The sequence below is a fragment of the Ruegeria sp. CJ9 genome (assembly GCF_056536625.1).
This window is the reverse complement of record NZ_JBQFPY010000001.1, coordinates 276,068-290,935: the sequence shown is the minus strand read 5'-3', so window position 1 is coordinate 290,935 and position 14,868 is coordinate 276,068. Positions and strand designations below refer to the sequence as shown.

Here is a 14,868-nt window from a genome sequence, read left to right as displayed (position 1 = left end):
ATCTGAAAAGCTAAAATTAACGGGAATAACAGGGAGTTAACAATGAAAGTTACCAAAACCACTCTATTGGCGAGTGCGGTTGCCGCAATTGCTGGTGGCGCTATGGCCGAAGAGATGACAATCGTCTCGTGGGGCGGCGCGTATTCCAAATCGCAGTTGAAAGCGTATCACGAGCCCTATTCGGAAAAGACTGGTGTCACCATTCTGAATGATGACAGCTCGCCCGAAGGTGTTGCCAAGCTGCGCGCTATGAACGAAGCGGGCAACGTCACGTGGGACGTTGTCGATCTTGAAGCCGCTGACAATATTCGAGCCTGCGACGAAGGCCTGATTATTGAAATCGACCCCGACGTGCATCTGGCCCCTGCGCCTGATGGGACACCTGCGTCTGAGGACTTTGGCGATCAGCTTGTCTCGCCTTGCTACATCCCGACGATCGTTTACTCGACAACCTTCGGTTATCGCACCGATATGGTGCCTGAAGGTGTAGATGCTCCGACCGGAGCATGTGACGTATTCGACCTTGAGAAGTATCCAGGCAAACGCGCACTTAACAAACGCCCGATCGCCAATATGGAATGGGCCCTGCTTTGTGATGGCGTAGCGTACGAAGACGTATACGACACGCTTGAAACTGAAGAGGGTGTTGAACGTGCGTTGGCCAAGCTGGACACGATAAAGGATCAGACGATCTGGTGGTCGGCCGCCGCCGAGCCGGTTCAGCTTTTGGCTGATGGCGAGATCTTTATGGGGTCCACCTATAATGGCCGTCTGTTCTCGATGATTGTCGAGCAGAATCAGCCTGTTGGCATGGCTTGGGACTGGCAGATGTTTGATCTGGACGGCTGGGCGATCCCGGCTGGTCTGAGCCCTGAGCGTGAGGCACGAGCCTTGGATTACATCCGGTTCTCGTCTGATACACAGCGTCTGGCGGATCAGGCAAAATACATCTCGTATGGTCCGGCACGTAAGTCCTCGGCGCCTCTGGTCGATAAGCATGCCGATCTGGGTATCGACATGGCACCGCACATGCCGACTGATCCGCGTAACGCGAAAAACACCTTTGTGAACAACTACGAATGGTGGGCTGACTACCGCGATGATCTGGACGCACGTTTCCAGGCCTGGCTGTCGCAGTAACCTTTCAAGTTCAAAAAACCAGTCAGGGGGCGGCACGCTGCCCCTTGACCCATAAAACCAAGGGGCACTGATGACTGACGCAAGCCAAAACGCAGGACCGATGCTGGCCGCGGACGGAACGCCGCTCAAGCAATCTCTGGCACGTTCATTAAGACGGCAAAAGCTGCGCGCTCTGTTATTGATTGCGCCCCTTCTTCTGTTCGTTCTGTTCTCGTTCATAATTCCGATTGCGTCGATGCTGTTCCGTTCGGTGGAAAACGGTATCGTGGAAAAAACGCTGCCTCTGACGGTCGTGGCGTTGGAAAATTGGGATGAAAAAAGCGGCGAACTGCCGGACGAGGCCGTCTATGACGCCTTTGTCAATGATATGATCGTTGCGGTTGCTGAAAAGAAACACACCCGGTTGGGATCACGGTTGAACTATGAAGAACCGGGCATCTCGTCCCTGTTCCGTAAATCCGGTCGAAAAATCCGGAAATGGGACCCTGAAGCGGATGCGCCGTTCAAAGAAAAGCTTATTGACGCGGACAAAGGATGGGGGGACGTCGAAAACTGGCGTGTGATCAAGACCCATTCCCGAAACGTGACCCCCGGTTATTTTCTTGCCGCCGTCGATTTAAGGCTGACGCCCGACGGAGTTTCTGCGCAGCCGGAAGACAAGCAGATACTTGTAAAGTTGTTTGGCCGTACGCTGTTCATGTCCCTGATCATTACTGGGTCCTGTATCCTGCTGGCCTATCCGGTTTCCTACCTGTTGGCGAATTTGCCGATGCGTGTTTCAAACATGCTAATGATCCTGGTGCTGTTGCCCTTCTGGACATCGCTTCTGGTGCGAACTTCGGCTTGGAAAGTGATGCTGCAACAACAAGGTGTCATTAACGAAACTCTGGTTTGGCTTGGGTTGGTCGCAGATGATGCGCGACTTGTGATCATCAACAACCAGATCGGCACGATCGTCGCGATGACGCATATCCTGCTGCCGTTCATGATCCTGCCGATGTATTCGGTGATGCAGACGATCCCGCCGTCTTATACCCGTGCGGCCAAGTCGATGGGGGCCACCAACTGGACTACTTTCTGGCGGATTTACTTCCCACAATCAATTCCGGGAATTGGGGCCGGTTCGATCCTCGTGTTCATTCTGGCCATTGGCTACTACATCACGCCCGAGATCGTGGGTGGCACCAAGGGTGTCTTCATCTCGAACCGGATTGCGTATCACATCTCGTCCTCGCTGAACTGGGGACTGGCTGCGGCGTTGGGGACGATCCTGCTGGCGGTCGTCATGCTTCTGTACTGGTGCTACGACAAGATCGTGGGCATCGATAACGTGAAATTGGGATAAAATATCATGGCAGCACTTACACCAATATCCCGCAAGCCGTTGTCGATGGTTCTGCCCACAGTCGCCGCCGCCGGAGGTTTCCTCGGCATGTTCGTCGGGGCCGGGCAGGGCAGTGCCCTGCTGGGCATCCTGATAGGTGCCGCGCTGATGGCGGCGCTGGCCTGGGTCTATATCACGGTTCTGGACAATGAACGTGTCGCACGCTGGATCACCATTCTTGGGATGGGGGTGATCGGTTTTCTGTTCGCCGGATTTACGGGGTTGATCGTCGGCTTGTTGGCCGGTTGGTTCTTTGCCTTCTTCATCTTCTGGCTGTACGAGGGGCGCTATCGGCAAAGGCTGCTGCCCTATTTGACGGGCCAGCAGGTGTTTGGACATTACCTGTTTCGGGTTATCTGCGGCGCGATCTTCGTGTTCCTGATCACGCCCATCCTTGTGGTTTTGCCGCTATCGTTCAACGCGCAGGACTTCTTTACCTTCACGCCTGAGATGCTGCGTTTGGACCCCGAAGGCTACTCGCTGAAGCATTACCGTGATTTCTTCACCAACAATGAATGGCAGCGCAGCTTCAAAAACTCGCTGATTATCGCGCCAATCGCGACCATCATTTCGGTTTCACTGGGGACGCTTGCTGCCATTGGTCTCAGCCAGTCGCACGTGCCCGGTCGTCGGGCGATCATGGGTATCCTGATCTCGCCCATGATTGTGCCGCTGATCATTTCGGCCACGGGTATGTTCTTTTTCTACAGCGACATCGGTCGTTTCATGGAGGGAACATTGGGCATGGACAAGAACTTTGTCGGATACATCAAAGTTGTTCTGGCTCATGCGGTTCTGGGTATTCCGTTCGTTATCATTACGGTGACGGCGACGTTGGTCGGGTTTGACCGATCCCTGACTCGGGCCGCGGCGAATATGGGGGCAGGGCCAGTACGGACCTTCTTCAAAATCCAGATGCCGCTGATCTTGCCGGGCGTAATCTCGGGTGGCTTGTTCGCCTTTATCACGTCGTTTGATGAGGTTGTTGTGGTTCTGTTCGTCGGTTCGGCCAGTCAGAAAACGTTGCCCTGGCAGATGTTCACTGGCCTGCGCGAGCAGATCAGCCCGACCATTCTGGCGGTTGCGACCATTCTTGTTGTGATCTCGATTGCGCTGCTGACCACGGTCGAACTGCTGCGGCGCCGGTCTGAACGCTTGCGAGGTCTCAGCCCGGCTTGACGCGACTCGAAAGCTGATTTAGCGATTTCACCATGCACCTCGGTCACGATGGCGTCGTGACGCGACGCGGGGTGCATGGCTCTCGGTTCCCGAGGCCGCTTGTCCTGAACGCCGGGACTTGTGGCCGGGCTTTGCCTGTCCGGCATTGAGGAGAGAGATGATGAAAGACCTGAACAATCGCCCCGAGTTCTTCACCAGCCACAATGGTGACAAGGCGCCGCTCCCGTTTAGCAAGGCAGAATATGACCGACGTCTGGCCAGCCTGCGTGCGACGATGGCGGCACGTGATATCCCGGCGGTGCTGCTGACGTCGATGCACAACATCGCCTACTACTCGGGCTTTTTGTATTGCGCGTTTGGACGCCCGTATGGCTGCGTTGTCACCCAAGAAAGCTGCACCACGGTTTCGGCGAATATTGACGCTGGCCAGCCTTGGAGGCGCTCGGTCGAAGAGAATGTGATCTATACCGATTGGCAACGGAACAACTATTGGCGTGCGGTGGCCAGCCTGATTGGGCCTGCGGGACGGATCGGCATCGAGGGCGATCACATGACACTGGCAATGCGCGATACGGCGTTGGACATGTTGGGCGGGCCGGAACTGGTGGATATCGCACCGGATACGATGGCTGCGCGCATGGTGAAATCCGCGGAAGAAATTGATCTGATCAAAGGTGGTGCGCGTACGGCTGATGTCGGTGGCGCGGCCATCCACGCCGCGATCCGCGAAGGCGCGACCGAGATTGAGATCGCCATGGCCGGTCGCGACGCGATGGAGGCTGAGATTGCGCGCGCCTATCCAGATGCAGAATATCGCGACACGTGGGTTTGGTTCCAGTCCGGTCTGAATACCGATGGGGCGCATAACCCGGTCACAAAACGGGCGCTGCAAAAGGGCGATATCCTGTCGCTGAACACGTTCCCGATGATCTCGGGCTATTACACTGCGCTGGAACGCACCTTGTTTCTGGGTGAACCCGACGCCGAAAGCCTGCGCATCTGGAAGGCGAATGTCGCTGCGCATGAGTTGGGCCTGAGCCTGATCAAACCCGGCGCGACCTGCTCTGGAATCTGTGAAGAGATCAACCGGTTCTTCGCTGACGAAGGTTTGCTGCAATACCGCTCGTTCGGCTATGGTCATTCCTTCGGCATTCTCAGCCACTATTACGGTCGCGAGGCTGGGCTTGAGCTGCGCGAAGACATCGACACTGTGCTGGAGCCCGGTATGGTCGTATCCATTGAACCGATGCTGTGGATCCCCGAAGGCCAGAAAGGCGCAGGCGGGTATCGCGAGCATGACATCCTTGCGGTCGAGGATTCTGGTGCCGAAAACATCACCGGCTTCCCCTATGGCCCCGAACATAACACGATCAGCACCTGATCGGATCGGCAGGAAGGGCGATCTGCCTTTCCTGCCTCACGTTGACGGCAAGGGTCAGCGTGGTCATGCCCTGGTGGGGTTGATTGTCCGGCTCAGCGGTGTGTATCTGACGACAGTGTTTGAAAGGATGCGCCGTGGGACATTACGAACTGCCATCGGGAGTTGCTGCCTATTTTATTAACCTGGATCGGGTGCCCGAGCGAGCCGAGTTCATGGAAGGTCAGTTCGCCGACACAGGATTGCGTGGCGCACAGCGGTTCAGCGCAGTGGACGGTCAGCAACCCGGCGCACTGGATGACAATTGCTACGTTCCCGGCACCGGTACCCGATGGGGGCTTACACAAAGCGAAATCGCCTGCTTTGAAAGCCACCGCGCCGTTTGGCGGGTTGCTGTGGATCAGAACCTGAGCAAGGTTGCGATTTTTGAGGATGACGTTGAAATGTCGGCTCAGGCCGGGGCCGTCATCGCGGCTTTGCTGGCGGATGATGCGGGTTTTGATCTGATCAAGCTGGATTATTCGCCACGTTCCATGCGGTTCGGGCCGCTTGAGTCGATTGCAGACGTTCCAGTTCGCCCAATGTTGGAAATGGCGCCCAGTTCTGCTGCCTACATTCTGACGCAAGCGGCTTGTCGCAAACTGCTGTCCTGGTCTGAGGAGTATTCGGACCATCTGGACGACTTTATCTCGCTCCCACGTCCCGACTGGCGCATGTGTCAGTGTTTTCCGGCGGTGGGGGTGCAGATGATGTGGTCCAAGCAGCAGGAACAGACTGCCGAACCCGTCAAGGTTAGCGAGCGGTCGCAGGATCAGAAAACCAACAGCGGGTTGGACAAGGGGCCATTGGGGTTCCGTTTACGCCGCGAGCTGCAAGCCGCGCGGCGCAAACTGTATTGGCGCGCAGGCGGGCAGGACAGGTTGTTGGCACAGGGTGGGTTTGCGGGCTTTATTCCCTGCGCCGAAGACCTGAACGTCTAACTAGTTACATAGGCCGCCCAAAGGGCGTTCGTGACCATTGATCTGGTAACCCTCGCATAAGCGTTAACAAAACTGTCAGTTTGATATAAGCTTTCAGTGTTTTTGTGGTTGAAGCTTGGGTGTGCGGTGTGAGTCAGACAATCTATGAAAGATACGGCGGATTCAAAACGATCAGTCGGATCGTTATGACGTTCTATGAAATGGCATTGGACTCCGATCAGATCGGTGGTCATTTCGAAGACATCGACATGCCGCGCCTGATCGATCACCAGACCAAGTTCGTGTCTTCTCTGGTTGGTGGTCCTGCTTCCTTTAGCGATGACAGGATTGAGGCGGTTCATCGACACCTGAATATCTCTCATGCGGATTTTGATGAGATGGCCGAACTATTTGCCGAGGCCCTTTCTATGCACGGTATGGAAGACGGTCACATCAAGATCGCCTTGAACGCCATTGAATCCAAACGCGCAATTATTGTAACCCGTGACGCCGCATGAGTATTTCAGCGATAAACGAACAGTTGCTGCGGGCGATCGGAGTTGGCGTGGCTGTTGTGCGTGCCTCAGACCTGAGTTTTGTGTTTCACAATGGGCCGTTTGCCGAATGGTTTGGGGTTCCGACCGAAGGACAGACGCTGCTGGATTTGCTCCCATCTTTGGATCAGCGTGAATTGGAGGACGTCAAGCAATCGGGGCTTCGATACACCGTTGAATTGCAGATCAAGCCGAAACGCAGAACGCTGATTTTTGCAACGGCTGTATCGCTGGCGAATGGCTTGTCTGAACAGGTTTTGGTTGTGGAATGCCAGAACATTACCCGCATACGCGAGCTGGAAAGCATGATCGATAGCTACTCGACAATGGTCGAACGCAACACGCGCGAATTGGAGCGTGAGAAAGAGCGTGTCGAGCGGTTGCTGCTGAACCTTATGCCGCGGGCGGTGTACGAAGAGTTCAAGACCTTCGGTGTCGTCACGCCGCAGCTATATGATCAGGTGTCGGTGGTGATGCTGGATTTCGTGGGCTTTACCGATTTCGCCGCCAAGACCGATCCAACCGTCACGTTAAGCGAGTTGAACGACATCTTCACTGCGTTCGACCGTATCGTCGAACAATTCGGATGCGAGCGGATCAAGACCATCGGTGACGCCTATCTGGCGGTGTCTGGTATGCCTGACGCGACACCGGATCATGCCACGGCCGTGGCACATTGCGCCGTTCGCTTCCTGCGGTATCTGGAGCGGCGAAACGAAAGTCACCCCCATAAATGGCAGGCCCGGATTGGCCTTGGCATGGGGGCTGCGGTGGGCTCTGTCGTTGGGATACAGAAATACGTCTATGACGTGTTCGGTCCGGCTGTGAACATTGCTTCGCGCCTGCAAGTCTTTGCAAACCCAATGCATATCGTCGCCCCGGAAGAGATGAAATTTGCCTTGATTGATGAGTTCCAGGTCGCGGATATCGGGCGCGTGGATATCAAAGGCATGGGGGAAATGGAGTTGATTAACGTCACCTCTGGCCTCAGCGCACCACAGCCGCTGAGCAGGTTCTGATTGTCAGTCGTCCTGCGGCACCAACCCCAAACCCCGCAAATAGATGCCGATGCCGGATTCCAGCAAGTCTTCGGGTGAAAAGGGGGAACTGGCGCCAGTGTTGCGGGCGTAAAGTTCAACAACGCCGTGGCTCATGGCCCAGATATGGGCGCTGAACATGGATGCGGGCGGGCGCTTTTCCGGTGGAATGTGTTGCGACAGATCAGCCGCCGCTTTCTCCAGTACTGCTTTGGCACGGTTTGCGGCCAAGGATAGTTCAGGCGTTCGATTGATCGAAATCCCGCTTTCGAACATCGCGATGTAGTGGCCAGGATGTTTGCGGGCAAATGCCAGATAGGCACGGCCTGTCGCCTCGAACGCGGCGAGCGCTGAGGGCTGGCCCTTGTCATAGGCGTATTGCATCAGATCCGAGAACATCTCGAACCCTTGCCGGGCGGCTTCGGCGATCAGGTCTTCGCGCCCGTGGAAATGCCGGTAAACCGCAGCGGGGGTGACGCCGGCGGTTTTCGCCGCTTCAGACAGGGTAAAGCCGGTCGGACCTTTTTCTTCGATCAGAGACAGGGCAGCCTCGATCAAAGCCTGTTTCAGGTTCCCGTGGTGATACCCGCGTTTTGTCATTCCTGCTTCAGGTGCCCTTTTTCAAGTTATAGAATTCATGACATAATTCGCGAAAAGACATTCGTCCACCACCTGTCACGCATCCCAAATCTCTGGCCCGCCACAGATATCGGGGTCATTCGCGCCTATGGCGTCTTCGTCTTTTTCGTCATAGTCCAGCGCGTGCAGAACCGTACGAATGGCCGCCAGCCGCGCGCGTTTCTTGTCGTCGGATCGCACGATGGTCCAGGGGCAGTGTTCCGTGTGGCTGCGCGTCAGGGTTTCTTCGATCGACTGGCTGTATTCATCCCATTTGTTCAGACCCGCGATATCAATCGGGCTGAGTTTCCATTGCTTCAGTGGGTCAGTTTCACGCGCCAGAAAACGGTTGAGCTGTTCTGCTCGTCCGACATTGAGCCAGAATTTAAACAGTTTGATCCCGTCATTCACCAAACCGGTTTCCAACGGCAGGACCTGTCGGAAAAACCGTTCACGTTCTTCTGCTGTGCAAAAGCCAAAGACGTTTTCAACAACACCGCGGTTATACCAGCTGCGGTCAAAGAACACGATCTCACCAGCGGCAGGCAAATGTGCGATATATCGTTGAAAATACCACTGACTGCGCTCAGTGTCCGACGGTTTGCTTAGCGCAACATTGCGTGCGCCGCGTGGGTTCAGGTTTTCGCGGAACCGCTTGATCGTGCCCCCTTTGCCAGCGGCGTCCCGACCTTCGAAAATAAGCAAAATGCGATGGTCAGTTTCCTTGAGCCAGGACTGCATCTTGACCAGCTCAATCTGCAGCTTTTCCATCTGTTTTTCGTATTCCTTACGCTTCATTCGTTCGTCGTAAGGGTAGGTGGGGTTCAGGATGTCGCCTTTTTCGGACTTTTCGATGGCCGAACGCACCTCTTTCGGGGCGTCATTCTTAAAGTACTTTTCGATGGAGCCTTTTTCGGAACGGGCCATGTGTTACCTCGCCATAAAATCCATATCCTACTATGGATTAGCGGAGGGCCTAACGCAAACCCGCTCGTTGCGCTGCACGGTCGATGGCAGCAGCAACTTCGGGTGCAGCAACGACCTGTGGCATGTGCCCGATTCCAGGCAGTTCAATCAGTTCCGCGCCGGGGATTTGTTTGATCAGTCGATGAGAATGCCAGCCCAGCCCAACGGTATCATCGGCTGTGCCATGGACGATCTCGGTCGGCACGTCGATCTCGCCGTATCGCGGTTGTAGGGCGCGGACTTCTTCCAGCAAATTGGCGCGCTGCTTGGCATTTGCATGCATCGAAGCCCGACGCATGGTCAGCCCGGGGCCGAAATGGTCGGCATATCCTTCGGGTGTGGTTTGCGGTTCGAACACCTTGTCCAAAGCTTTTTCAACGTACCATTCGGGCACAAAGGCAGTGATCAGGGGCAGGGCGGTGACATTGCCGGTGGGCGTTGCCGCCAGTGTGTTGAACCCGTCCAGAGGTGTCTCCCACGGGATGGCGGCAGCTGCGATCAGGACCAGCCCCGAGATATTGCCTGGCCGCGTAACAGCCCAAGCAAGTGAGACGGATCCGCCATAGCTTTGCCCTGCGACGATGGGCTTTTCCGCACCTAGTTGCGCGGCAGCCTTTTGCAGGATTTCCGCTTGCTCCTCAATGGTCTCACCGTCTGGATTGAAGCTGGCGCTATACCCCAGACCCGGTCGGTCAAACACAATCACACGGTAGTTTTCCGCCAGGATAGGAGCCAGGGCAAAGGTCATGTCGCGCGTGTTGCCGCTGGACCCATGGATCAGCACAACATCCGGGCCTTCACCCATCACCACCGCATGCACTGGGATGCCATTGACTTCGACGATTTGACCTTCGGGGGGAAAGGCGGCTTCGGCACGGGCTTCATTCCGACCAGCGCGCCAGAGTGCGAGGGCCCACAGCAAGACCAGCAAAGTCAAAGCTATGAGGCCGACGCGCATCACCGGATCAGGCCCTCAGATCGGTCTGATCGACACCGATCCGATTGATATCATAGGGCGTTGTCCCATAAATCTCGCTGATCCAGTTGCCATAGAGCAAATGCGCATGGCTGCGCCATCTGTTCTGTGGTGTCTGGCTTGGATCGTCGTCCGGATAGTAATTCATGGGCACGTTGATCGGCGTGCCGTTGGCAACATCGCGGTCGTATTCTTGTTTCAACGTATCGCTGTCATATTCGAAATGGTTGAAGATATAGATGGCACGATGGTTCCGATCTTCGACCAGACAGGGACCGACATCGTCGCTGCCCAGCAGAGTTACCAAACCGTTAGCGGCGTCAATCTCATTTTGTTTCATTTCCGTCCAGCGGCTGACCGGAATCACGCAATCATCCGAGAATCCGCGCAGGAACGGCGAGGCCGGATTAAGGTTCGCATGCCGGAAACAACCAAACGCCTTAGCGTCCAACATATGTTTCTTGACGCCATGGAAGTGATTGATCATCGCCATTCCACCCCAGCACACACCAAAGGTAGAATGCACATTTGTCTGCGTCCATTCGAACACTTCGCGCATTTCGTCCCAATAGGTGACGTTGTCGAATTCCAAATGCTCAATCGGGGCACCGGTGATGATCAGCCCGTCAAATTTCTCGTCCTTCACCTCCTGAAAAGGGCGATAGAATTCGGCCATATGCTCGGCCGCGGTGTTCTTGGTGCGGTGTTCCGTCATCCGGATCAGCGACAAATCGATCTGCAACGGAGTCGCCCCGATCAGGCGGGCAAACTGATTTTCAGTCTGAATCTTCTTGGGCATCAGATTCAGTAACCCGATCCGCAGGGGGCGAATGTCTTGACGCATTGCCTGATCCTCGGCCATGACCGATACGCCCTCTTGGGTGAGAACTTCAAATGCGGGCAGGTCAGAGGGGATCTTGATCGGCATCAGGTACAAGCCTTTGGAGTTACAGTGTAGAGGCGGTAATTAAGCCCGGTTTGCGCGGGTCTCAAGGGTGCGTTCGATCAACTCATCGAAATCAGAGGCATCACGGACCTTGTGCATGTCATCAGCGGTGACTGTTACACCCCAATTGTCCGCCATCGCCTGATAGCGGGGTTGCCGATGCGCCAGCGCCTGCGCGTAAGTCCAGCGGATGAACGCGTCGGGGTCTACATCCTCGGATCGGCAGTTATACTGGGTCAGATAGTCTTCCCAAACACGGACCAGAAATTCGGGCTGATAAGACATCGGTTTGGGCGCTTTATCAAAGCGGCTGATCAGCTCTGCCGTGTGATCTTCATCCCCTTGAATCCAAATCATCAAGGTTTGGCGAGACAGTTCGGACAACACGTGATCTGTAGAATTTTCCGGGTCTACCCATTCGCAGATCGACCCGCCGGTGTCGCAGATAAAATGCGGGTATTCGTACAGACGTTGTGCCCGGTCGATGAAATACTCGGTATCCAGAAGCGCGTGAATCTCCGCCTGCCGGAATTGTTCCTGCCTGCGTTTGTATTCGGGCAGTTCCAAACCACCTAGCGCCGGATTTCCGGGCTTACCCAAATAGGCGGCGACAGGCGTCAGGTTCTCGAACGAGATATTCGAGCCGATAAAGATCGAATCCGACAACAGCAGTTCGCGCAGAAAGGGGACTTTCATCGCCTCGGCTTTGGCATTGTCGGCGATGTATTCACCCATGTACCGGGTACCGATGCGGTAATCGATCGAATAGTGGAACCAATCGCCCGAGTCGCGCAGCACGTTCGACACATAGGTTTTGCCCAGGCCCGACATGCCAAAGAACAGCACCTTTTTTCGCGCCGCGTTGCGCCAATCTTTTGCCGAGCTGTAGATCATTGTCCGCCGTCCTTTTTTCCGACCTTGCTAAAACGGGCAGCGGGTGGCGTCAATCGTGTGTACCCGAACGGATTTGGATCAACGGCCTGATGGCGGCTGCACCGTCTAGTATCTAAGCCCCACCTTTATGGCGAGAGATCAGATCAGGTGCTCATCGTTTAAAAAACAATGCCCCTGTGGTGACGCCAAAAACCGTCGTCACTGACTTTAGAGCCCAGGTCAGTACGGTCTAGATATTAAATCGCCCCCGGCCCGCAGGGAAAACGGAGCCGCTTCGTCCAACAGACCCATAACAAAAAAGCCATACAAAGGCGCGGACGGCGCAAAAAAGTTAAACGCTGGATTGGGGTAACCAGCCAACGCATCAGCATAGCCCAGAACACGCCAAGCAAAAAAGTTCGCCCAATTCGTTGGGGAAAGGTGTATTAGTACGGCCTTGCCCGTTTTTATTTTCCAAGATTCTACCGAGTTGGAAACCGCGCAAAGAAAAACCCTGCCGCACAGGCAGGGTTTTCCAGAGATTTGCAGGTTGTACTAAACCCTCAGAAAGTGGTGTCTTCCAGCGTTGTCAGAGCGTTGTGACGCGGGGCCATCGCCGCACGCGCTACGCTGTTGAGCGGAGTGGAGGAAGTGCGACCGCCAAGAGGGAAGGTCAGACCAAAGCGAAGGGTGTCGATATCGCCGCTTGCACCGCCGACATCGATATCCGTTCTGGCCAACTCCAGAGACACTTGGCCTGGGATCTCGCTGATCTCAAGCAGGTTATAATCCACGCCGATGCCAAGCGTTGTGTAGTCCAAATCAAGATCGCTAAACGACTGATGCACGAGACCTGCATAAGTCCCCCAACCGCTGTTGAACCGATAGTAACCGCCAAGGCCAACACTATATAGGTCAAGGTTTACGCCACCACCTGACACGTCGCTGCGAACATAGTGACCGCCGAATACGGCACTATCCGACACTTGATAGCGGAATCGTGCGCCGAAATCGGTCCAATCCGTGCCGTTTGGCAGGCTTGGGGAGGTTTCCGATTCGCCGATCCAGGCTTCGAACCCGGCATTTTCAACGACATACCCGCCCGAAATACCGTACGAAGTCACATCGCTGGAAAGGTTGAGCCCCAGACCAGAATCGAAATCGGCATAGTCGAGATAGCCACCAAGAACGCCGCCGTTGTCAAATTGGTAGTTCAATGTCGTGCCCAGATCCCACAGGGAAACATCCCCGGAAACATTGTCGGGATCGGCCTTGTAATACTTGGCGTCAAAGCCCCAGTGCAGACCGTTGTCGAAGCTCAAAGTACCGGTGAAATCGCCGGTGAAGGTGCCGAAATCGCCACCGCCGTTGGAAATGGAAGATTGTCCATAGCCCAAGGTGGCAGCACCGTTAAATTCCTGTGCGCCTGCAATAGCCGGGGTCAGTGAAATCATTGCTAATATTGAAATTTTGCCTGGATTCAACAATGTAGTGTCCTCTTTTTTTGTTGTGCCGGTCCCCTAGTTGATCCGGCCAGGGACCGACAGAGAGAAAACTAATGTGAGATTGTGATACCGACGAATTCACGGAAACTGTGGCTTTAACGCAATGAGGTTTCTGGAATTCATATTTTGGATAGCCCGCAAAGAAAAACCCCGCCGGAAGGGCGGGGTCCAACGTTTCACTCTGTTGCGGATCAGCCCAGCGAGTAGGTGATTTGGAAGCCGACGCTCCAAGCGCTGTTGCCGCTGAATTCTCCCCCGGTGGTGGTAGTGGCGTCTCCAATGTCTGTATACCGGACACCACCGGAAATCTGAGCGCGTTCGAGAGAGTAGGTTCCACCGAGCCCAAGGCTCCAGAACCCATCTGTCGGGCCCAAATTTGTGACTTCGGAACCAGTGGATGTTTCATATCCAGCAGTTACCGCACCCGAAAACTCTTCCGAGAACTGATAGCCGAGCCCCAGCGTATACGTGAACGTATCATCTTCGTAGTCGACGAGGTTATCCCCGACAATGTTGACATAGTTGGGCGGCGCAAAAACAGTTTGCGGCCAGTCCACCCATCGAATTGAACCAAACAGCAATGTTTTGGGGGCTACACCGGTTTGGAAATCCAGATTGATGGATTGAGGTGATTCAATCTCAGACTCGGTTTCCGCTGTGACCAGTACCGCACTAGGCGGGAATACAGGCGGCACGAAGTTGAATGACTCTGTCTGGGAAAAATCGTGTGTGATTTTTGAGTTGTAAGTCAGAGCCACACGTGCGGCAATTTCTGGCTTTTCCCACGCAACGCCGACGACATACCCAAATGCGATGTCAGAATCTGTGTCGACTTCGTACCCCGCAGCGGCGGGTACTGCCACGTTGGCTTTCAAACGTTGCGCGCGCAGACCTCCGATAGCGCTGAAGCCACCGTCGAATTTATACCGAACAAGCGCAGTAATTGCGTCCACATCCGCTTTGGCGCGCAGAACATCCGTGCGCCCACCAAACGGCGTTGTCGGGTTAATCGACAACGGGTAGTTTGACGGATACTCGATATCCGCGCCGAACGGCTCATCATAGACCAGTGCGAAATCCAGCCTGTCTGTAAAAGCATGTTTATAGGCTAAATGCGGTGTGAAGAATGACTCGGCAACATTGCCGGAATCCACGCCATTTTGAGTGCCGCTTACGCTTGGATCAGTATAGCCGAGACGGAATTGTACAACTGATCCCTCTTCGAACAGGATATTGACACCCTGTCCGCTACGATCCAGACCGCCGGCGTAAGCTCCTGTTGTCCCAACGCACACCGCGCACGCCTGTAGAAGCGCTTTTTTCATTCTGTCCTCCCAAAAGGTGTCCTGTTAT

Annotated in this window: 14 protein-coding genes; 7 read left to right on the top strand and 7 right to left on the bottom strand. The window is 55.1% G+C overall.

Features of this window, described 5'->3' with window-relative positions; translation table 11 throughout:
- Positions 1–42: 42 nt before the first annotated feature.
- The 7 genes from ACR0AJ_RS01520 to ACR0AJ_RS01490 all read left to right on the top strand — a co-directional run bounded on the left by ACR0AJ_RS01520 (position 43) and on the right by ACR0AJ_RS01490 (position 7,613).
- Complete coding sequence (locus ACR0AJ_RS01520) at positions 43–1,140, top strand: ABC transporter substrate-binding protein (protein ID WP_170393819.1); 1,098 nt, start codon at positions 43–45, stop codon at positions 1,138–1,140.
- A 70-nt stretch (positions 1,141–1,210) separates the two neighbouring features.
- Complete coding sequence (locus ACR0AJ_RS01515) at positions 1,211–2,485, top strand: ABC transporter permease (protein WP_170348512.1); 1,275 nt, start codon at positions 1,211–1,213, stop codon at positions 2,483–2,485.
- 6 nt (positions 2,486–2,491) lie between these two features.
- Complete coding sequence (locus ACR0AJ_RS01510; protein ID WP_170358184.1) at positions 2,492–3,703, top strand: ABC transporter permease; 1,212 nt, start codon at positions 2,492–2,494, stop codon at positions 3,701–3,703.
- A gap of 160 nt (positions 3,704–3,863) precedes the next feature.
- The gene (locus tag ACR0AJ_RS01505) at positions 3,864–5,084 is read left to right on the top strand and encodes an aminopeptidase P family protein (RefSeq protein ID WP_480739898.1); all 1,221 of its coding nucleotides are present in this window, start codon (positions 3,864–3,866) and stop codon (positions 5,082–5,084) included.
- Positions 5,085–5,218: 134 nt separating this feature from the next.
- On the top strand, positions 5,219–6,061 hold the full coding sequence (locus tag ACR0AJ_RS01500) for a glycosyltransferase family 25 protein (RefSeq protein WP_480646491.1): 843 nt from the start codon (positions 5,219–5,221) through the stop codon (positions 6,059–6,061).
- Between the two features lie 128 nt (positions 6,062–6,189).
- The gene (locus ACR0AJ_RS01495) at positions 6,190–6,558 is read left to right on the top strand and encodes a group I truncated hemoglobin (protein ID WP_170348516.1); all 369 of its coding nucleotides are present in this window, start codon (positions 6,190–6,192) and stop codon (positions 6,556–6,558) included.
- Positions 6,555–7,613 (top strand): adenylate/guanylate cyclase domain-containing protein, encoded by a 1,059-nt coding sequence (locus ACR0AJ_RS01490; RefSeq protein WP_170348517.1) that lies wholly within the window; start codon positions 6,555–6,557, stop codon positions 7,611–7,613. Before ACR0AJ_RS01495 ends, ACR0AJ_RS01490 begins: the two co-directional genes overlap by 4 nt.
- Positions 7,614–7,616: 3 nt before the next feature.
- On the opposite strand, the gene ACR0AJ_RS01485 is transcribed toward ACR0AJ_RS01490, so the two are convergent.
- The 7 genes from ACR0AJ_RS01485 to ACR0AJ_RS01455 all read right to left on the bottom strand — a co-directional run bounded on the left by ACR0AJ_RS01485 (position 7,617) and on the right by ACR0AJ_RS01455 (position 14,840).
- On the bottom strand, positions 7,617–8,231 hold the full coding sequence (locus tag ACR0AJ_RS01485) for a TetR/AcrR family transcriptional regulator (RefSeq protein WP_170348518.1): 615 nt from the start codon (positions 8,229–8,231) through the stop codon (positions 7,617–7,619).
- A 75-nt stretch (positions 8,232–8,306) separates the two neighbouring features.
- A complete protein-coding gene (gene ppk2, locus ACR0AJ_RS01480) occupies positions 8,307–9,176 on the bottom strand; it encodes a polyphosphate kinase 2 (RefSeq protein WP_170348519.1) in 870 nt (289 codons plus the stop codon).
- A 49-nt stretch (positions 9,177–9,225) separates the two neighbouring features.
- Positions 9,226–10,173, bottom strand: a complete 948-nt coding sequence (locus ACR0AJ_RS01475) for an alpha/beta fold hydrolase (protein ID WP_170358194.1) — start codon at positions 10,171–10,173, stop codon at positions 9,226–9,228.
- Between the two features lie 7 nt (positions 10,174–10,180).
- Positions 10,181–11,119, bottom strand: a complete 939-nt coding sequence (metA, locus tag ACR0AJ_RS01470) for a homoserine O-acetyltransferase MetA (RefSeq protein ID WP_170375071.1) — start codon at positions 11,117–11,119, stop codon at positions 10,181–10,183.
- 39 nt (positions 11,120–11,158) lie between these two features.
- Positions 11,159–12,031, bottom strand: a complete 873-nt coding sequence (locus tag ACR0AJ_RS01465) for an ATPase (protein ID WP_480646500.1) — start codon at positions 12,029–12,031, stop codon at positions 11,159–11,161.
- 542 nt (positions 12,032–12,573) lie between these two features.
- Positions 12,574–13,464: a hypothetical protein gene (locus tag ACR0AJ_RS01460; RefSeq protein WP_480646502.1), complete on the bottom strand. Its 891-nt coding sequence runs from the start codon at positions 13,462–13,464 to the stop codon at positions 12,574–12,576.
- Positions 13,465–13,706: 242 nt separating this feature from the next.
- Positions 13,707–14,840 (bottom strand): OmpP1/FadL family transporter, encoded by a 1,134-nt coding sequence (locus ACR0AJ_RS01455; RefSeq protein ID WP_170348524.1) that lies wholly within the window; start codon positions 14,838–14,840, stop codon positions 13,707–13,709.
- Between the last annotated feature and the right edge of the window lie 28 nt (positions 14,841–14,868).